This is a genomic window from Xanthomonas prunicola, from assembly GCF_002846205.1.
In the GTDB taxonomy this organism is placed as follows: domain Bacteria; phylum Pseudomonadota; class Gammaproteobacteria; order Xanthomonadales; family Xanthomonadaceae; genus Xanthomonas; species Xanthomonas prunicola.
Window position 1 is genome coordinate 227938 of the sequence record NZ_PHKV01000001.1, and the last position, 18380, is coordinate 246317.

Genomic DNA, 18380 nt, shown 5'->3' on the forward strand with positions numbered 1-18380 from the left:
ATGAAGACCGCTCTGATCACACTGCTGTGCGTCGTTGCCGCCAGCCTTTCCGCGCCCGCCTCGGCACAGGTGTTCGATCGCGCACGTGTGCATGCCGCCGCAACCGGGCAAACCGTTGTGGTGGGCCGTGCCAAGTTCCGGCTGATTCCAGGAGCAGTGGTGCGGCTGGCCGACGCCACGCGCAGCACTGCCGCCACGCAATCGCTAAGAAGCACACAGACCAGCGCGAACGCGCCCGTTGGCCGCGTCGATCACTACGCGATCTATCTCGACAACACCAGCGCCGTGGACGTGGTTGCGCGCACCACGCGCAGCGAACCATCGGCGACCGTCGTAGCCGCGCTGGAAACGCGTAGCGGCCAGCTGGCATTGCTGGGTGCGTCGATCAAATTGTTCGATACCACTCCCGCCATCGCGCGTGCACTGGCCACGCGTACAGGCGGCAGGGTGCTCTATGCATCCGCCATCGACGGCAGCGCGATGATCGGCTACGCCTCGGCGATGACGGCATTGGACAATTGCCGACAGCTGCAAGGCAGCAACGGTGTGGGAACGATCAAGCCGGAAGTGATCGTTCCGGCGGCACGACCGCTGTGACGCGACTGCGCTAGAACCTCGGCAGTCATGCTTGCCACGCTGCATTGGGTTGCAGCGCGGCAGGTTGGCGCAGCCCGCCTTACAGCGGCAGCGGGCTGCGCTCTGCAAACTGCCCGCGCCAATAGGGGTAATAGGGATACGGCGGTTCTACTGCGCTGACCTGATCCAGGCGGGCGCGCTGGTCGTCGGTCAACGACCAGCCCACCGCACCCAGGTTTTCGCGCAGCTGCACGTCGTCGCGTGCGCCGATGAGCACCGTGCTGACGGTAGGCCGCTGCAACAGCCAGTTAATGGCGATCTGCGGTACGCTGCGGCCGGTCTCTGCGGCGATGGCGTCGAGTACATCGACGATGTCGAACAAACGCGCATCGTCGATTGCAGGGCCGGCCGCGGCGGTGGCATGCAGGCGGCTGTGTTGCGGCAACGGCTGGCCGCGCCGCAGCTTGCCGGTGAGTCTTCCCCAACCCAGTGGGCTCCACACCACCGCACCAATGCCCTGGTCGATGCCCAGCGGCATCAGCTCCCACTCGTAGTCGCGTCCGGCCAGCGAGTAATAGGTCTGGTTGGCGACAAAGCGGCTCCAGCCGTGCGCATCGGCCACCGCCTGCGATTTCATCAGCTGCCACCCGGCGTAATTGGAAGCGCCCAGATAGCGCACCTTGCCTGCGCGCACCAGGCCGTCGAGCGTGGACAGGGTTTCTTCCATCGGCGTCATTGCATCGAAGGCGTGCAGCTGCAGCAGATCGAGGTAGTCGGTGCGCAGGCGCCGCAACGATGCGTCCACCGCACGCAGCAGGCGGAAACGCGATGCTCCGGCATCGTTGGGCCCATCGCCCAGGCGCAGGCCGGTCTTGGTCGAGATGATCACCTGATCACGGCGGCCTTGCAGCGCTTGGCCGAGGATGTCTTCGGACGCGCCATCGGAATACACGTCGGCGGTGTCGAACAGGTTGAGCCCTGCCTCCAGGCACACATCGATCATGCGCCGCGCCTGCGCCACATCGGTGTCGCCCCATGCGGAGAACAACGGCCCTTTACCGCCGAACGTACCGGCCCCCAAGCCGAGCACGGGCACCTTGAAACCGGAACGGCCGAGTAGACGGGTTTCCATCAAATGACTCCTTGCAGACTTGGACGAGGGATGCGCTGCGTTGTCGCTGACCACTCGCGCATCTGTATTGGCTGGTCGCGAAACCAGCGGTTATGCAGCACATCACGATCCGCTGGACGCGTGCTGCGCCAACGCGGGCAATCACCAGCGCGCAACGAACTCACCCCACCTGTGCGCATACCGCTGGCGCAGGAGCGCGGCGGCGTTGCAGCTGCACGCTCCACAGTGCGAGCCCCAGGCCGATGGCACTCAACAGCGCGGCCACCCACGGCGTTGCGACCAACCCGGCCTGCGTGGCGATCACCACACCGCCCAGCCATGCGCCTAGTGCATTACCCAGATTGAACGCGGCGATATTCAGGCTAGAGGCCAGGTTCTGGCCGGCGCCGCGCGCATGTTCCAGCACGCGCAACTGCAACGGCGCCACGGTGGCGAAGGCGGCCACGCCCAGTAGCCCGACACAGATCACCATCGCGGCCTTGCTGTGCAGCGCGAACCCCAGCGCGCCCAATACCACCACCAGCGCAGCCAGGCTACCCAGCAACGCCGCAGTGGGACGACGGTCCGTCAGCCGCCCGCCGAGCAGATTGCCGACGATCATGCCCACGCCAAACACCAGTAGCACCGGCGACACCGCCGATTGCGCGAACCCGGTGATCTGCAGCAGCAGCGGCTGGATGTAGGTGAACACCGCGAACACGCCGGCGTAACCTACCACCGTGATCGCCAGGGCCAGCAGCACCTGCCCGCGCCGCAGCACTGCCACTTCTTGCCGCCACGACACCGGCGTGGCGGCACCGGCGGCCGCCGGCACCCACAAGGCGACCGCGGCAGTGGCCAGCACGCCGATCACGGCCACCGCCCAGAAGGTTGCGCGCCAGCCCAGTTGCAGGCCAAGCCAGGACCCCGCCGGCACCCCGAGCAGAGTCGCCACGGTCAGCCCGGCGAACATCAGCGAGATTGCCGATGCACGGCGTTCGGCCGGCACCAGCGAGGTCGCCACCACAGCGCCTACGCCGAAAAACGTGCCGTGGGCCAGCGATGTCAGCACCCGCGCGACCATCAGGCTGGTGTAGTCGGGCGCCAGCGCGCAGGCCACGTTGCCGACGGTGAAGATCAGCATCAGCCCGACCAGCACGGCCTTGCGCGGCAGGCGTGCGCTGGCCAGGGTCAGCACCGGCGCACCGACGCACACGCCCAGCGCATAGCCGCTGATCAACAGGCCCGCCGCGCTGAGCGAGACGCCCAGATCGGTGGCCACCTGCTGCAGCAACCCCATGATCACGAACTCGGTGGTGCCAATGCCGAAGGCACCAATGGTCAATGCCAGCAACGCTGGCGGAAAGCGCGACGAACGCGTGGATGTGAGGCTAGACATGGGGAGGGACCAGAGAAGACTGCGCCCAGCCTGCGCTTGGCAGTTCTTCGTAAAAACCCCTGCTATCCTGATTCACTTTCAATCAATCATTGAGAATGGTGTGGACCGTCTTGGCGCCATTGCCCTGTTCCTGCGTGTGCTCGACCTGGGCTCGATCACCGCAGCCGCGCGCAGCCTGGATCTGTCGATCGCGGTGGCCAGCCAGCGCCTCAAGCGCCTGGAACGCGAGTTGGGCGTGCGCCTGCTGCACCGGACCACGCGTCGCCTGCATCCCACTGCCGAAGGGCAGCGGCTGGCCGAACGCGGCCGCTTGCTGGTGGAAGATTTGGACGCGCTGGCCGAGGACCTGCGCGAAAGCGCGCACGACGTCGGCGGTGTGCTGCGCATGACCATGTCCGCCTCATTCGGACGCCAATACGTGTCGCCGCTCCTGCCGGAATTCCAGGCGCGGCACCCGCGCCTGCGCATCAGCGCGCACCTGAGCGACGACCTGGTGGATCTGGTCAAACAAGGCTTCGATCTGGCCATCCGCATCGGTCCGCTGGATGACTCCGGGCTGGTGGCCCGGCGCATCGCTGACAACCGCCGCACCCTGGCGGCCTCGCCCGATTACCTGCAGCGTCACGGCACGCCGCGCACGCCGGACGAGCTCGCCCAGCACGCCGGCGTGCTGCTGATGGGCCGCGACGGCCGCCAAGATGTGTGGACACTGCAAACGCCCCAAGGCGGGCTGGTGCGCGTGCGTATGCAGAGCCGCTTCGAGAGCAACTTCGGCGAACTGGTGCGCGACGCAGTGGTCGCCGGCCAGGGCATTGCAGTGCATTCGTATTGGCACATCGCCGAGGAATTGCGCAGCGGCCGTCTAGCCGAAGTGATGCGCGACTACCCGCCGCCCACCTCGCATATCAGCGCAGTGATGCCGGCGCGCCAGCTGCAACCGCCACGTGTGCGTGCGTTTGTGGATTTCCTGCTGGAGCGGCTCGGCGAGCAGCCGCCGTGGGACGTGGCGACGTAGCGCCCGCTTGCCTTGGCGCCTGCGCAAGCCGGCATTGGGGGTTGTCGTGAAGATGGCGCAGCGTGCCGACACTGCGACCTGGCGTACGGCGACGTCTGCGACATGTCACGTGCCACTGGAGACGACGGCAGCGATAACGTGCACGTTGCGTATCACGCGCCGACTGCATGCATTCGATGACAGTCCCCAGGCGCAACGCTTCGCTTGACGGGGCACCCGGCTAACCCGTTGCGTCAGCGATCTCACCGTTGCGGCACAGGATCACAAGGTGAGGCCCGCGGCTCCTGCACAACCGCACGGATAGTGCTTTTCGCAGATTAACGCCCGCCGCGCAGCAGGCGCTTCTGCAAGCTCCGGCGCTGCGCATCGCTCAACAGATGCCCATGCGTGCGCAACAGCCCAAGGATCTGCAGATGCGCCTGCGCGGTGCGCTGATCCAGCTCTGCGGTGGCAGCGGCTTCCAACCGCTGCCACTCGGCGGGACTGGTCGGCATCGGGAAGCTGGAACGTTTTGCGGGCATGGCATGCCAAAGGTGCTGAGAAGACGGCGTCTATCATACGGCCGTCCCGTGAGCCCTCTCTTAGCGCCGGAGCTGTACGCGCTCAAGGCCATCTGCAACTGCAGCCGCGCGCTTCCAGCGGACGCGACCCTACACGCCGCATGCCTTGCCGCCGACACCACCTGCACTCTTGTACGATCGGGGCTATCGCGGCTGGGCCGCCTTGCGTCGTCGACGAGTTTTCGCATGTCTTCGCTGACCGAATTGAGCACGCTACTGCTGCGTCATACCCCTGGCGACGGCATGCATCCCACCCCGATTGCCGGGTTGCAAATCATGCGCTGCGCGTTGCCCACCGTGCCCATGCCGACCGTCTATACGCCCATGCTGTGCCTGGTGGCGCAAGGCCGCAAGCAAGCAATGCTGGGCGCGCAGGCGTACGTCTACCACCCGCAGATGTATCTGGTGGCGTCGGTGGATCTGCCTATCGTCGGCTCGGTGATCGAAGCCAGCAGCGCGCAGCCGTACCTGTGCTTCTGCCTGGACCTGGACACCGCGGTACTCAGCGAGCTGGCGATCCATCATCCGGAATTGGTGGACACCCAGCGCGATGCGGCATCGCCCGGGCTGCTGCTCAATCGCAGCACGCCGCAACTGCAGGACGCCGCGCTGCGGCTGGCGCGCCTGCTGGATCAGCCGCATGAAATCGCCGCGCTTGCCCCATTGATCGTGCGCGAACTGCTGTACCGCCTGATGGCCGACCCGGCCAACGCGGCGGTGCGCCAGATGGCGATCGCCGACAGCCGGCTCAATCAGATTTCCAAAGCCATCGTGTGGTTGCGCGAACACTACGCGCAACGTTTCAGCATCGAGCAGATCGCCGATCTCTCGGCGATGAGCCGCTCCACCTTTCATGCGCATTTCAAGGCGGTGACAACGATGACGCCGCTGGAATACCGCTCACAGCTGCGTGTACACGAAGCACGTCGCTTGATGGTGGCCGAGGCGCTCACCGCCGCCGACGCCGGCTTCCGCGTTGGCTACGAGAGCGCATCGCAATTCAGTCGCGATTACGCACGCATTCTTGGCATACCGCCCGCACGCGATGCGCAACGGCTGCGTGCCAACGCGCAGGACGCCACCGAAGCGGCGTAATGCAGCCAGTGCATAGCGCTGGCACCGCAGCGAACCCAGCGGGCCGCCGCGGAGTCCGCCAACGCTGGGGCGGCCCTTTCACCGCATCAGCATCACCGCTTTCACTCGGCTGTGTATTGTGCCTCGCTTACCTGCTCCAGCCAGGTCACCGGCGTGCCGTCCTGCGACTCGGCAATGGCGATATGCGACATCGCCACGTTGGCGTTCGCGCCGTGCCAATGCTTGACGCCCGGCGGAATCCACACGATGTCGCCCGGGCGGATCTCCTGCGCCGGCTTGCCCCACTCCTGCACCCTCCCCGCACCGGCGGTGACGATGAGCGTCTGCCCCAGCGGATGGGTATGCCAGGCGGTGCGCGCGCCCGGCTCGAAGGTCACCGTGGCACCGCTTACCCGCGCCGGCGCGTCGGCCTGGAAGGGTGCGTCGATGCGTACCTTGCCGGTGAAGTAATCGGCCGGTCCCACTGCCGAAGGCGCCCCGCCCGCCTTGCTCACCTTGATCGGCTTTGCGGGCTCACCTGGCGCAACGGCGGCCATCATTGATAGCGATAGTGCATTCGCGAACAGATGCATTGCAGCGCTCCTTGATTCGAGTCCCCGCACTGTAGCGCGCTTGCGCACCGCCATTACTCCCCGCCACGCATGCACGTGGACGCACCGTGCATCACGCGCGCGGCCTCGATCAGCCCGATGCAGCGGATGCAAAGGTGTCGGCGCCGAGGCATTCGGACACACCATATTTTCGCCGTAACCGGTCGCACTGGCACGGCACACCTGCATCGATCTGCGTCTGCCGCACCACGGCCGTTTACTACTGCGGGATTGCAATCAGGACGGGCACGAACGGAAAGTGCGCGTGAATGGGCATGCATGTGCAGGCGCAACACATCTTTCGCACGCACGCCTCATTGCACGCCTATCCGCTTAAAACCCGCTCGGCACCTCACGTTTGCGATCGTTCCCCGCCAGTGCTGCGTCCGGGCGATACGCACGCAGGAACAACGCCACCGCCCCGCTCACATACGCATCCAGCTGCACCGATTGCGTATCTGGCGCATCGTCGCGCGTGGCAGCGTTGGCTGGCCGCCCGGTCATCAATCCGAAGAAATGCACCGATGCGTCCGGCAGGTTGTCGATCACCAATGCGCCGCGCTCCACCTCGCGCGCCAGCAGCGTGCGCATCATGCTGTCGTAGCGTTCGAAGCACAGCGTCCACATTTCATCGCGTATCTGGCTAGGCAACAGTGGCGGGCGTACCAGGCGATAGGCGGCATCATCCCGCATGCCGCTGGCAGACACGCGCAGCACCGCATCCGCCACCGCAGCCAGGCGTTGCTCCAACGGCCCCTGCAACTCCAGCAAGGCAGTCCAGCGATTGGGTGAGGCATGCGCCAGCGCTTCCAGGGTGGTGCGGAACAGCACCTCCTTGGACGCAAAATGCGCATACACCGTGGCCTTGGACACCATCGCGCGCTCGGCGATGGTGTCCATGCTGGTCCTGTCGAAGCCGAGCTGTTGAAACAGCGCGCGCGCCGCCGCAAGGATGGCGCCACGCTTGTCGTGCGGGGCGCGCCTATGTGCGACGGACGGCGCGTCGTCATCCACGCGGCGGCTCCGCTGCCGGAGTCGCGGCAGCCGTGGAGTCAGCCGTTTGCAGCCAGCCTCCCCCCATGGCCTTGTAGAACGTCACCAGATTGGTCAAGCGCGACAGCTGGGTGTTGATCAAGGTTTGCTGCGCGCTATACAGCGAACGCTGCGCATCCAGCGCCTGCAGATAGCTATCGATGCCACGTTCGAAACGCGCCTGCGACAAGCGATAGCTATCGGCGGCCGCATCGACCAACGCCTGCTGGGCCTGCAACTGCCTGCCCAGCGTGTCGCGCTGCGCCAGCGCATCGGACACCTCGCCGAACGCACTCTGGATCGACTTTTCATAGCGCGCCACGTCGATATCGCGGTTGGCCTTGGCCATGTCCAGATTGGCGCGGTTACGCCCGGCATTGAAGATTGGCAAGGTCAACGTGGGCACGAAGCTCCAGGCACGCGTGCCGGCATCGAACAGGTTGGACAGGCTGCTGCTGGACGAACCGGTGGATGCAGTCAGGCTGATGCTGGGGAAGAACGCCGCCCGCGCTGCACCGATATTGGCATTGGCCGCACGCAGATTGCGCTCGGCCTCCAGAATGTCCGGGCGACGTTGTAGCAACTGCGACGGCAAGCCGGCCGGCACGCTGGCCAACACATTCCCCTCCACGCTCGCGTTGTCGGGCAATGCATGCGGCAGCACGTCCACCGGCAACTGCGTGCCGACCAACAGCACCAGGGCGTTGCGATCCTGCGCCACCTGCGCGGTGTAGCGCTCGACATCCACGCGTGCGGTTTCCACCGTGGTCTGCGCCTGGCGCAAGGTCAGCTGCGAAGCCACGCCCAGTTCGAAGCTGCGCTGCTGCAGCCGATAACTGTCGCTCTGACTGGTCAAGGTGGACTGCGCCAGCTGCAGTAACTGCTGGTCCGCCGCCAATGTCAGATAGGCGGTGGCGACTTCTGCCACCAGACTGATGTGCGTACTGCGGCGCGCTTCAACAGTCGACAAGAACTGCTGCAGCGCCTGTTCCTTCAGGCTGCGCACGCGCCCGAACAGATCCAGCTCATAGGCACTGATGCCGATGTTGGCGCTGTAAGTACGAAACACCTGCGGCTGACCGGGAATCGCCAGCTCGGACGGTGTGCGCGAATTATTGGCGGTGCCGGTGCCATTGATCGCGGGCAGCAGCGCGGCGCGGTCCACCCGGTATTGCGCGCGTGCAACTTCGATATTGAGCGCGGCCACGCGCAGGTCGCGATTATTGTCCAACGCCAGCGCTATCACCTGCTGCAGCGCCGGGTCGGTGAAGACCTGGCGCCAGCCGATATCGGCGATGTATGGAGTTTCAGCAGTGCTACCGGCATCGGCAGCAGTGGCGGTGGCGGGTGCTGTCGACACATCGGTCCCGGCAAATTGCGTCGGCACCGGCGCGTCGGGCCGCGTGTAGCGCGGCATCAGCGTGCACCCCGAGAGCACGCTGGCCACGGCAAGCGCGCAAAGTGTCATGCGAATCGAGGTCATGTCAGTGTCCTGTCGGTTGCGGTGCGGGCGAAGCAGGCTGCGGACGGCGCTGGAACAGGCCGCAGACCAGCACGAAGAACAGCGGCACGAAGAAGATCGCCAGCACCGTTCCGGAGAGCATCCCGCCGATCACCGCCGTGCCCAATGCGTGCTGAGCGCCGGCGCCGGCACCGCTGGTCAACACCAGCGGCACCACGCCGAGGATGAAGGCCAACGAGGTCATCAGGATCGGCCGCAAGCGCATGCGCGCCGCTTCCAGTGCAGCAGCCACCAGGCTCTTGCCGCCCTCGTGCAATTCCCTCGCAAACTCCACGATCAGAATCGCGTTCTTCGATGCCAGACCAATGGTGGTGAGCAGGCCCACCTGGAAGTACACGTCATTCATTTTCCAGGTCAGCATCGCCGCCAGCAGGGTGCCGAACACGCCCAACGGCACCACCAAGATCACCGAGAACGGGATTGCCCAGCTTTCGTACAAGGCGGCCAGACACAGGAACACGATCAGGATCGAGACGCTGTACAACAGCCCGGTCTGACCGGACGAGGCTTTTTCCTGACGCGACAATCCGGTCCACTCGAAGCCAATCCCGGGCGGCAACTTGGCAGCTGCGGCTTCGACGATCTGCATCGCCTCACCACTGGAGGCCGCACCTGGCAACGCCATGCCCAAGATTTCCACCGACGGCACGCTGTTGTAACGCTCCAGACGCGGTGACCCGGACTGCCAGCGTGCGGTGGCGAAGGCGTTGAACGGCACCATGGTGCCGGCGCTGTTGCGCACGAACCAGCGGTCGATGTCCTGCGGATTCATACGGTATGGCGCATCGGCCTGCAGCATCACCTTCTTGACGCGCCCCTTGTCGATGAAGTCGTTGACGTAGGTACTGCCCCACGCGCTGGAGAACGTGTTGTTGATGTCGGAGATCGACACGCCCATCGCCTGCGCTTTGTGCGGGTCGATTTCCAGCTTGAACTCGGGGGTGTCTTCCTGCCCGTTCGGGCGCACCGCCACCAGCCGCTTGTCTTGCGACAGTTCGGCCAGCAGTTGATCGCGCGCCTGCATCAAGGCTGCATGACCCAGATTGGCGCGGTCCTGCAACATCAGATCGAAGCCGGTGGCATTGCCCAACTCCGACACGGCTGGCGGTGCGAACGCGAACACCCTGGCATCGCGGATGCCGGCGAAAAATGCGCTCGCCTTCGCCGCCACCTCGGTGACGCTCTGACCCTTGCCGGTACGCTCATCCCACGGGCGCAACTTGACGAATGCCAGACCGGTATTCTGGCCACTACCGGCGAAGCTGAAACCGGTCACTGCAAAGATGCCGGCTACCGAGTCTTTCTGATCGACCATGAAGTGGTGCTCCACCTGCTTGAGCACATCGCTGGTGCGCGCATTCGTGGCGCCGGGCGGCAACTGCACCAGGACGAATAACGTGCCCTGGTCTTCGTCCGGCAAGAAGCCCACCGGCAACTTCATGAAGCCAAACACCACCAAGGCCAGCAGTGCCGCGTAGGCAAGCATGTAGCGCCAGCCCTTGCCCAGCATGTGCCGCACCACGCCCTGGTAGCCGGTGTTGCCGCGATCGAACAGGCGGTTGAACCAACCGAAGAACCCGGTGGTCGCCAGGCCGTGGCCCTTGTGCACAGGCTTGAGCAAGGTGGCGCACAAGGCCGGGGTGAGGATCATCGCCACCAGCACCGACAAGGTCATTGCCGACACAATCGTGATCGAGAACTGCCGGTAAATCACACCGGTCGAACCGGAGAAGAACGCCATCGGCACGAACACCGCCGCCAGCACCAACGCCACGCCGATCAGCGCGCCGGAGATCTGGTCCATCGATTTACGCGTGGCTTCCTTGGGCGACAACTGTTCCTCGCCCATCACGCGTTCGACGTTTTCCACCACCACGATCGCATCGTCCACCAGCAAGCCGATCGCCAGCACCATCGCGAACATGGTCAAGGTATTGATGGTGAAACCAAAGGCCGCAAGCACACCGAACGTGCCCAGTAACACCACCGGCACCGCAATGGTCGGGATCAACGTGGCGCGGAAGTTCTGCAGGAACAGATACATCACCAAAAACACCAGCAACACTGCTTCCACCAGGGTGTGTACCACCTGCTCGATGGAGATGCGCACGAACGGTGTGGTGTCGTACGGCTTTTGCACCTTCATGCCTGGCGGGAAAAACTTCTCTTGTTCTTCCAGGCTCTTGTCGATCGCGCGTACCGTGTCCAGCGCATTGGCACCGGTCGCCAGCTTGATCGCCAGACCGGCCGCCGGCTTGCCGTTGTAGCGGCCCACCGTGTTGTAGCTTTCGCTGCCGAGCTCGATCCGCGCCACATCGCGCAAGCGCACCTGCGAGCCATCGGCCTGCGTGCGCAACAGGATATTTTCGAACTCTCCAGCCGTTTTTAGCCGTGTCTGCGCGGTGATGGTGGCATTGAGCTGCTGGTTGGCCACCGCCGGCAAGGCACCCAACTGGCCGGCCGAAATCTGCGCGTTCTGCGCCTGGATCGCGTTGCGCACATCCACCGGCGTGAGGCTGAAATTGCTCAGCTTGTTGGGGTCCATCCAGACCCGCATCGCGTACTGCGAACCGAACAAGGTGGTATCGCCCACGCCTTCGACACGGCTGATGGTTTCCTGCACGTTGGCCGCCACGTAATCGGACAGGTCCGAATCGCTCATGCTGCCGTCTTCCGACGTAAAGGCCAGCACGTTGAGGAAGTTGGTGGCCGACTTGGTCACCGTGACGCCTTGCTGCTGCACTTCCTGCGGCAACAACGGCGTGGCCAGCGACAACTTGTTCTGCACCTGCACCTGCGCGGTGTCCGGGTCGGTGCCGTTTTCGAAGGTCAGGGTAATGGTCACCGCACCGCTGGATTCGCTGGTGGAGGCCATGTAGCTGAGGTGATCCAGCCCCTTCATCTTCTGCTCGATGACCTGGGTGACCGTGTCTTCCAGCGTCTGCGCCGAAGCGCCCGGGTAGTTGGCGGTGATAGCGACGGCGGGCGGTGCGATGCTGGGGTATTGCGCAATCGGCAAGGTGGCGATGGACAGGATGCCGGCCAGCATCACGATGATGGCCAACACCCAGGCGAAGATCGGACGATCGATAAAGAAACGTGCCATGACGTGTGATCCCGCCTCAGTTGGCCGCACGCGGTGCGGTCGGGGCGGAAGGACCGGCAGGATTGCCGGTGGCGGGTGTGGCCTTGGGCTGCCACGGCACGGTCTTGACCGCGATGCCAGCGCGCGCGCGCGACACGCCTTCGACCACCAATTGATCGCCGGGCGTCAGGCCGCTACGCACCAGCCATTGGTCGCCCACCTCGCGGTCGGTGTCCAGCACGCGCAGCTGCAGCTTGTGGTCGGCACCGACGACAAACGCCGTGGGCTTGCCCGCACCGTTGCGTGACACCGCCTGCTGCGGCACCAGCACGCCCTGCTCCTTGATGCCTTCCTGCAGCACCGCGCGCACATACATGCCCGGCAACAACTCCGCATTCGGGTTCGGGAACACCGCGCGCAAGGTGATCGAGCCGGTGTTCTGGTCGACGGTGACATCGGAGAACGCCAGGTGGCCCTGCAGCGGATAGGTGCTGCCGTCTTCCAGCAGCAGCGACACCTTGGCCGCGCCGTCGCCGGCCTGTTCCAGATCGCCGCGCGCCATCGCCTGCCGCAGGCGCAACACCGCACTGCTGGGCTGGGTGACGTCGATATAGATCGGGTCCAACTGCTGGATGGTGGTCAGCGCAGTGGCCTGGTTGGCGGTTACCAGCGCACCGGGCGTCACGCTGGAGCGGCCGATGCGGCCGGAGATCGGGGCGTCCAGCCGGGCGAACGCCAGGTTGATGCGTGCGGTTTCCACGCTGGCCTTGCCGGCCGCCACGTCGGCCTTGGCCTGGCCCAGCGCGGCATCGGTGTCGTCGCCTTCCTGTTGGCTGATTGCCTTGATCTGCGCCAGTTCCTTGTAGCGCTCGGCCTTGAGCTGCGCGGTGCGCAGGGTCGCCTCAGCCTTGGCCAGGGTGGCCTGCGCGCTGGCATAGCTGGCGCGGTAGGTCGCCGGATCGATCTGGTACAGCGTCTGCCCGGCCTTGACGTCGCCGCCTTCGGTGAACTGACGCGATTGGATGATTCCCCCGACTTGCGGGCGAATTTCGGCGATCAGGTACGGAACGGTGCGCCCTGGCAATTCCGTGGTCAGCGTCACCGGCTGCTGCTTGACGGTCAGCACGCCCATTTCCGGGGTGCCTTCCTGTGGCGGCGGGCCTCCCGGCGGACTGCCGCAGGCGCTGAGCAGAGCGGTGGCGGCAACGGCAACAGCAAGCAACGACAGGCGAAACGAGGCATGAGAACGCACGGGCAGGTCTCCGACGGAGTGCGATGAATAATCTAAACGGTACGGTTCGGTATCCTAATAAGCGCGTCCGTCGCCGTCAAGCATTTTTGCCCTGTCGGTATACTTATGAATTATTGGGAGAACCTCATGCGGGTCAGAACCGAAGAAAAGCGCGACGCCATCGTTCAGGCGGCTAGCGAGGTATTCCTCGAGCTGGGCTTTGAAGGCGCGTCCATGTCGCAGATCGCTGCCCGCGTGGGCGGCTCCAAGCGCACGCTCTATGGCTATTTTCCGTCGAAGGAAGAGCTGTTCGTCGCCGTTGCCAAGGACATGTCAGACCGTTATTTCGACCCGTTGCTGCATGCGCTCTCGCAACGCAGCGGCCCCCTCGATGAGACCTTGCAGCGCTTCGGCGAGGATGTGCTCACGTTCCTGTGCGCCCCGACCAACATCACCAGCTGGCGGACCATCATCGGTGTGTCCGGCAGATCGACGGTCGGCGCACTGTACTTCAGCGCCGGCCAACAGGACGGTATCAAGCGCTTCGCTGACTACCTGCAGGCACAAGTGGACTGCGGCCTGCTCCACTGCGACGACACCCACCTTGCCGCCCACCAGTACGCAGCCTTGCTTGAATCCGAAACGCTGATGCCCTGCCTGTTCGGCGCACTCAAAGACCCCACGCCCGAGTTCCTGCGCGAAGCGACGCAGCGTGCGGTGCAGATGTTCATGGCGGCGTATGGCCGCGAGGCAGGGAACAGGGCGTGATGCCGTTTGTGACTGCGCTGCATCGCAGTGCGTGTCTGCGCCAAGCAGTGCCGGACGCAGGCGCTAGGCAAGCAATCGGCGTGATGTCCAACGCTGCGTCGCCGCACCGCTGGCTTGAGTGTCGTAGGGCGTCATCACTGCATTGCTGAACCACGCAATGGTGCGGCGCTCTGCAGGCAGATCAGCAAGGCATGCCATGCAGCGACTCAACAACGCTGCGCCAACGCTTGAGCACGTTGCGATCGCACACGTGCTGCACCCGGGCATTGCACCACGAGCACGACGAAAAGGCCGCGCTGCGCGCGCGACCTCGCGGCTGATTACTCAGCCACCGCACACTTCGCACACAAGCCATGCACTTCCAGCGTCTGCGCCTGCGGCTGGAAGCCCAGCGCCTTGGCGCGGGCTTCCAGTTGCGACACGACGTCGCGGTCTTCCAGCTCCACCGCGCTATGGCAGCGGTCGCAGATCAGGAACGGCACCGAGTGCTGGGCGCTATTGGGGTGGTGGCAGGCAACGAAGGCGTTGACCGATTCGAGCTTGTGCACGAATCCATTGGCCATCAGGAAATCCAGCGCGCGGTACACCGTGGGCGGGGCATCGGCGCCGACGCCCTTGCCTTCGCGTACCCAGTCCAGCAATTCGTAGGCCTTGACCGGTTTGCCGGCGTCGGCGATCAGCCGCAGCACGTTGGCGCGGATGGGCGTCAGCCGCAGGCCGCGTTCGCTGCAGGCGCGCTCCACCGCGCGCACGAAGCCGTTGGCGTCGTCGACGTGGTGATGCGGTGCGGTGCAGGCGAGATCTTGTGCGTGGGTGTGCTTGGTCATACAGGCTCCGGCGTCAGGCCGCTCCAATCTTGATGAGTGCCGCATCGATGCGTTTCAAGGCACCCTCGCGTCCGGCCAGGTACACCGTCTGCGAAATGTCCGGGCTGACCTGCGTACCAGTGATGGCCACGCGCAGCGGCTGGGCGACCTTGCCCATGCCCAGTTCCAGGGCGGCAGCGGCATCGTGCAGGGCGGCCGAGACGCTCTCCACGCTCCACGCATCCACTGCCGCCAGCAGCTCGCGCGCCTTGCCCAGCGGCACCTCGGCACCCAGCTTGAGGTGCTTCATCACCGCCGCTTCGTCGTAGGTTTCCAGCGGCTGGTACCAGACCACGGCCTTTTCGGCCATTTCCTTCAAGGTGTGCACGCGCTCGCGCAATGCCACCACCACGTCGGCGGCAGCCGGACCGGCAGCGAGATCCACACCGAGCTTGGCGAGCTGATATTCCAGCTGCGGGGCGATGCTGGCCGGGTCGTCGGTCTTCAGATAATGCTGATTGACCCAGCCGAGCTTGGCCATGTCCAGGCGCGCGGCCTTGGAATTGACGTCCTTGACGTCGAACAGGTCCAGCAATTCCTGCGCTGTGAAGAGTTCCTGGTCGCCATGCGACCAGCCCAGGCGTGCCAGGTAATTGATCAACGCGTGCGGCAGATAGCCGGCGTCCTTGTACTGCATGACGTCGGCCGCGCCAGTGCGCTTGGACAGCTTGGCGCCCTGCTCGTCCAGGATCATCGGCATGTGCGCGAACTTTGGCACCGGTGCGCCCAGCGCTTCATAGATATTGATCTGGCGCGGGGTGTTGTTGATGTGGTCGTCGCCGCGGATCACCTCGGTGATGCCCATGTCCCAGTCGTCCACCACGACCGCGAAGTTGTAGGTGGGAAAGCCGTCCGGGCGGAAGATCACCATGTCGTCGAGCTCGCTGTTGGCGATCTCGATGCGGCCCTTGATCAGGTCGTCGAACACCACCGTGCCGCCGATGGGATTCTTGAAGCGAATGACGCGATTGGGGTCGTCGCGATACGGCAGGTTCTGCTCGCGGGCGGCGCCGTTGTAACGCGGCTTTTCCTGCTTGGCCATGGCGGCCTCGCGCATGGCGTCGAGCTCTTCGCGGGTTTCATAGGCGTAATACGCCTTGCCCTGCGCGAGCAACTGCTCGGCGACTTCTTGATAGCGGGCTACGCGCTGGGTCTGGTAGATCGGACCTTCGTCGTAGCCCAGGCCCAGCCACTCCATCGCTTCCAGGATGGCGTCGATGGCCGCCTGGGTGCTGCGTTCGCGGTCGGTGTCTTCGATACGCAGCACGAACTGCCCGCCGCGGTGGCGCGCCTCCAGCCAGCAGTACAGGGCGGTGCGGGCGCCGCCGATGTGCAGGTAACCGGTAGGGCTGGGGGCAAAACGGGTGCGGCAGGCCATGGAGCGCTCGACAAAACGGGAGTGCGCCGATTTTACCTTGCGCGGCGAGGCCCTGCCCGGTCCGTGGCTCAACGGTTACGCAGCAGGTCGCCGTACACCACGCAATCGCCGCCACTGCGGGCCGGGCCGGGAGCGTCGTACAGCACCAGCCAGGTGGGGATCTTGCCGGCCAGTTGCTTGGGCAGGTTGCAGATGGCCTCGGCACGGTCGCTGTCCTTGCCGTGTGGCAGCACTGCAGATTCCAGCAGATCATGCTGAAAACGCACCGGCGCCTGGTTGGCGGCCAGCACGGTACGCGCATCCGGCCATTTGAACAGGCGGATCTCGCCGTTCAACACCATGGTCGGGCCGGCCAGCAGGTACAGATCGTCGCCGGAATAATGCAGGTCGCGAATGCCCAGCCCGCCCAGTTGCAGGAAGTGTTTCCGCAACAGCGTGCCGTCCTCGTCCAGCGGTGCCAGGCGCAAGTGGTCGCCATGGGCTTCCACCTGGATCTCCAGCAGTGCCGACCAGCCGCGCAGCACCGGCCCGCGCAGGCCCAGCAATAAGCGCTGGCCATCGACCACGATGCCTTCGATATCGAAGCCGTTGTCCTTGCCTGGAATCTCCAGGAACGGGCCGAAATGCGGGTCATCGGCCAACAGATCGGTAAGCTGGTTGTGCTTGGCATCGCCCTTGAGGCGACGTGCGCGGCGGCCGTCGGCGGCTTCGCGTACCAGGTGCGGGGTGCCGTCGTCCGCATAGTCGATCGGCAGGCAGGCCAGCAGACGGCGGTTGCCGTCGAGCTTCAACTTCGTCAGGCGCTTGGCGTTTTCGGCGTCGTCGCGGCCAGGCTTGGCGTTCTTGCGCTTGCTGCCGTGCGAGCCGACGACCCATAGACATCCGTCCGACAGGCCCATGCCTTCCAGGTCGGCTTCCTCGCCGTCTTCACCCGGCAGGTCGAGCAGGTCAGCCAACGGGAAGCTCTGCCCTTGGCCGAAGCGCAGCGTCTCGCGCTGTACCGGATCGAGCTTGCGCAGCCGGTCGACCGCGCAGGCTTCGTCGCCGGCCACCCACAGCCAGTCGTCGGTGAAGGCGGCGCCGGATAGATTGCTGTGCACCAGCGCACCGGGTGCAAATTCGAGCCGGACGCTATGTGGAATCAGGGTTTTCTTGGCCATGGGAACCTGTGGGCGATGGATCAACCGAACGCGGCCAGCTTGGCACGCGCGACATCGGCCGCCAACTGCCCCGGCCAATCGCGGTCGTTGGCCACTTGCGCCTGCGCGCGGCTGGCCTCGAACGCAGCGAAGTCCAGCTCGGCCAGTGCCCATACCGTCTCGCCCTGGGTCTGCGCCAACACGCCATCGGCGGGAAAGCCGACATCCATCGGTGCAAACACCGCTGCCTCGCCGGTATTGATGTCCAACGCGGGGCTCCAGAGCGCTTGCCCCGCGGTGACCGATTGCGCGACAAACACGCGGTTTTCCAGCGCGCGCGCCAGGCAGCCGATGCGTACGCGCATGGCACCGGCCGCGGTGTCGGTGCAACTGGGCACGATCAACAAGCGCGCGCCGGCCTCGTATTGCGCACGCACCGGCAAAGGGAACTCGCTGTCGTAGCAGATCGCAATTGCCGCGCGGATGCCGTCGAGTTCGAACACCTTCAGTTCGTCGCCCGGCTCGATCAGCCCGGTGGCCTTTTCGAAGCCGGTGAGCTGCAGCTTGTCCTGCCAGCCATGCAGGCCCTCAGGCGTCAACCAGTCGCTGCGATTGCGGTAGCGGCCTTGCCCCAGATCCAGCAGAAAGCTGCCGGCAATCAGATGCAGCTGATGTTCCTGCGCCAACCCGGCAAACAGCGCCAGCCATTGCCCACGCAGCGCCTGGATGGCCGCCAGCGATTCAGGCAGGCCGGCAGAAATAGGCGTGTCGAACGTCGCGCCCAGCTCCAGCGACAGATATTCGGGCAACACCACCACCCGCGCACCGGCAGCTGCAGCCTCGCCGATCAGGGCCGACTGGCGCGCAGCAAACGCGGCGAAATCGACGGGCTTGCCGATGGGGTATTTGGCGACGGCGATTTTCATCTGGTGGCCTTTGGATGATTGGGTCGAGGTGGCGAAGGAATCAAACCGGCTAGCGAATGCATTGTGCAGTTGCCCTGCAAACTGCTC

Annotated in this window: 16 protein-coding genes; 4 read left to right on the forward strand and 12 right to left on the reverse strand. The window is 65.0% G+C overall.

Annotated features, from left to right (window positions below; translation table 11 throughout):
- Positions 1 to 597, forward strand: coding sequence for a hypothetical protein (locus XpruCFBP8353_RS01065; protein ID WP_101361545.1), 597 nt, complete (start codon positions 1 to 3; stop codon positions 595 to 597).
- Positions 598 to 676: 79 nt separating this feature from the next.
- On the opposite strand, the gene XpruCFBP8353_RS01070 is transcribed toward XpruCFBP8353_RS01065, so the two are convergent.
- Both XpruCFBP8353_RS01070 and XpruCFBP8353_RS01075 read right to left on the reverse strand, forming a co-directional pair.
- Positions 677 to 1708: an aldo/keto reductase gene (locus tag XpruCFBP8353_RS01070; RefSeq protein ID WP_101361546.1), complete on the reverse strand. Its 1032-nt coding sequence runs from the start codon at positions 1706 to 1708 to the stop codon at positions 677 to 679.
- A gap of 160 nt (positions 1709 to 1868) precedes the next feature.
- On the reverse strand, positions 1869 to 3086 hold the full coding sequence (locus XpruCFBP8353_RS01075; RefSeq protein ID WP_101361547.1) for an MFS transporter: 1218 nt from the start codon (positions 3084 to 3086) through the stop codon (positions 1869 to 1871).
- A 100-nt stretch (positions 3087 to 3186) separates the two neighbouring features.
- Between XpruCFBP8353_RS01075 and XpruCFBP8353_RS01080 the strand changes: the two genes are divergently transcribed.
- Positions 3187 to 4101 (forward strand): LysR family transcriptional regulator, encoded by a 915-nt coding sequence (locus XpruCFBP8353_RS01080; RefSeq protein ID WP_101361548.1) that lies wholly within the window; start codon positions 3187 to 3189, stop codon positions 4099 to 4101.
- Between the two features lie 317 nt (positions 4102 to 4418).
- On the opposite strand, the gene XpruCFBP8353_RS01085 is transcribed toward XpruCFBP8353_RS01080, so the two are convergent.
- On the reverse strand, positions 4419 to 4622 hold the full coding sequence (locus XpruCFBP8353_RS01085) for a hypothetical protein (RefSeq protein ID WP_101361549.1): 204 nt from the start codon (positions 4620 to 4622) through the stop codon (positions 4419 to 4421).
- Positions 4623 to 4847: 225 nt separating this feature from the next.
- Here XpruCFBP8353_RS01085 and XpruCFBP8353_RS01090 point away from each other — a divergent pair, with 225 nt between their 5' ends.
- Entirely contained in the window at positions 4848 to 5756 is a 909-nt protein-coding gene (locus tag XpruCFBP8353_RS01090; protein WP_101361550.1) for an AraC family transcriptional regulator, read from the forward strand.
- 101 nt (positions 5757 to 5857) lie between these two features.
- Here XpruCFBP8353_RS01090 and XpruCFBP8353_RS01095 read toward each other — a convergent pair whose 3' ends face one another.
- The 5 genes from XpruCFBP8353_RS01095 to XpruCFBP8353_RS01115 form a co-directional block, all read right to left on the reverse strand.
- Positions 5858 to 6328: a (R)-mandelonitrile lyase gene (locus tag XpruCFBP8353_RS01095; RefSeq protein WP_101361551.1), complete on the reverse strand. Its 471-nt coding sequence runs from the start codon at positions 6326 to 6328 to the stop codon at positions 5858 to 5860.
- A 351-nt stretch (positions 6329 to 6679) separates the two neighbouring features.
- On the reverse strand, positions 6680 to 7360 hold the full coding sequence (locus tag XpruCFBP8353_RS01100) for a TetR/AcrR family transcriptional regulator (protein WP_101361552.1): 681 nt from the start codon (positions 7358 to 7360) through the stop codon (positions 6680 to 6682).
- Complete coding sequence (locus XpruCFBP8353_RS01105; RefSeq protein WP_101361553.1) at positions 7353 to 8861, reverse strand: efflux transporter outer membrane subunit; 1509 nt, start codon at positions 8859 to 8861, stop codon at positions 7353 to 7355. Before XpruCFBP8353_RS01105 ends, XpruCFBP8353_RS01100 begins: the two co-directional genes overlap by 8 nt.
- Before the next feature lies 1 nt (position 8862).
- On the reverse strand, positions 8863 to 12006 hold the full coding sequence (locus tag XpruCFBP8353_RS01110) for an efflux RND transporter permease subunit (RefSeq protein WP_101361554.1): 3144 nt from the start codon (positions 12004 to 12006) through the stop codon (positions 8863 to 8865).
- A 16-nt stretch (positions 12007 to 12022) separates the two neighbouring features.
- The gene (locus XpruCFBP8353_RS01115) at positions 12023 to 13237 is read right to left on the reverse strand and encodes an efflux RND transporter periplasmic adaptor subunit (protein ID WP_101361555.1); all 1215 of its coding nucleotides are present in this window, start codon (positions 13235 to 13237) and stop codon (positions 12023 to 12025) included.
- A gap of 105 nt (positions 13238 to 13342) precedes the next feature.
- Here XpruCFBP8353_RS01115 and XpruCFBP8353_RS01120 point away from each other — a divergent pair, with 105 nt between their 5' ends.
- Entirely contained in the window at positions 13343 to 13984 is a 642-nt protein-coding gene (locus XpruCFBP8353_RS01120) for a TetR/AcrR family transcriptional regulator (protein WP_162300909.1), read from the forward strand.
- A 320-nt stretch (positions 13985 to 14304) separates the two neighbouring features.
- Here XpruCFBP8353_RS01120 and XpruCFBP8353_RS01125 read toward each other — a convergent pair whose 3' ends face one another.
- The 4 genes from XpruCFBP8353_RS01125 to XpruCFBP8353_RS01140 all read right to left on the reverse strand — a co-directional run bounded on the left by XpruCFBP8353_RS01125 (position 14305) and on the right by XpruCFBP8353_RS01140 (position 18293).
- Complete coding sequence (locus XpruCFBP8353_RS01125) at positions 14305 to 14811, reverse strand: transcriptional repressor (RefSeq protein ID WP_017157169.1); 507 nt, start codon at positions 14809 to 14811, stop codon at positions 14305 to 14307.
- A 13-nt stretch (positions 14812 to 14824) separates the two neighbouring features.
- Positions 14825 to 16228, reverse strand: a complete 1404-nt coding sequence (gene gltX / locus XpruCFBP8353_RS01130; protein ID WP_101361556.1) for a glutamate--tRNA ligase — start codon at positions 16226 to 16228, stop codon at positions 14825 to 14827.
- A 68-nt stretch (positions 16229 to 16296) separates the two neighbouring features.
- Complete coding sequence (locus XpruCFBP8353_RS01135) at positions 16297 to 17388, reverse strand: DUF3616 domain-containing protein (RefSeq protein ID WP_101361557.1); 1092 nt, start codon at positions 17386 to 17388, stop codon at positions 16297 to 16299.
- 20 nt (positions 17389 to 17408) lie between these two features.
- Positions 17409 to 18293 (reverse strand): carbon-nitrogen hydrolase family protein, encoded by an 885-nt coding sequence (locus XpruCFBP8353_RS01140; protein WP_101361558.1) that lies wholly within the window; start codon positions 18291 to 18293, stop codon positions 17409 to 17411.
- Positions 18294 to 18380 lie beyond the last annotated feature (87 nt).

Coding starts and splice junctions, on each gene's coding strand:
- XpruCFBP8353_RS01075 (WP_101361547.1), bottom strand. CDS start 3,086: ATGTCTAGCCTCACATCCACGCGTTCGTCGCGCTTTCCGCCAGCGTTG.
- XpruCFBP8353_RS01135 (WP_101361557.1), bottom strand. CDS start 17,388: ATGGCCAAGAAAACCCTGATTCCACATAGCGTCCGGCTCGAATTTGCA.
- XpruCFBP8353_RS01120 (WP_162300909.1), top strand. CDS start 13,343: ATGAATTATTGGGAGAACCTCATGCGGGTCAGAACCGAAGAAAAGCGC.
- XpruCFBP8353_RS01140 (WP_101361558.1), bottom strand. CDS start 18,293: ATGAAAATCGCCGTCGCCAAATACCCCATCGGCAAGCCCGTCGATTTC.
- XpruCFBP8353_RS01090 (WP_101361550.1), top strand. CDS start 4,848: ATGTCTTCGCTGACCGAATTGAGCACGCTACTGCTGCGTCATACCCCT.
- XpruCFBP8353_RS01085 (WP_101361549.1), bottom strand. CDS start 4,622: ATGCCCGCAAAACGTTCCAGCTTCCCGATGCCGACCAGTCCCGCCGAG.
- XpruCFBP8353_RS01065 (WP_101361545.1), top strand. CDS start 1: ATGAAGACCGCTCTGATCACACTGCTGTGCGTCGTTGCCGCCAGCCTT.
- XpruCFBP8353_RS01110 (WP_101361554.1), bottom strand. CDS start 12,006: ATGGCACGTTTCTTTATCGATCGTCCGATCTTCGCCTGGGTGTTGGCC.
- gltX (WP_101361556.1), bottom strand. CDS start 16,228: ATGGCCTGCCGCACCCGTTTTGCCCCCAGCCCTACCGGTTACCTGCAC.
- XpruCFBP8353_RS01070 (WP_101361546.1), bottom strand. CDS start 1,708: ATGGAAACCCGTCTACTCGGCCGTTCCGGTTTCAAGGTGCCCGTGCTC.
- XpruCFBP8353_RS01095 (WP_101361551.1), bottom strand. CDS start 6,328: ATGCATCTGTTCGCGAATGCACTATCGCTATCAATGATGGCCGCCGTT.
- XpruCFBP8353_RS01105 (WP_101361553.1), bottom strand. CDS start 8,861: ATGACCTCGATTCGCATGACACTTTGCGCGCTTGCCGTGGCCAGCGTG.
- XpruCFBP8353_RS01125 (WP_017157169.1), bottom strand. CDS start 14,811: ATGACCAAGCACACCCACGCACAAGATCTCGCCTGCACCGCACCGCAT.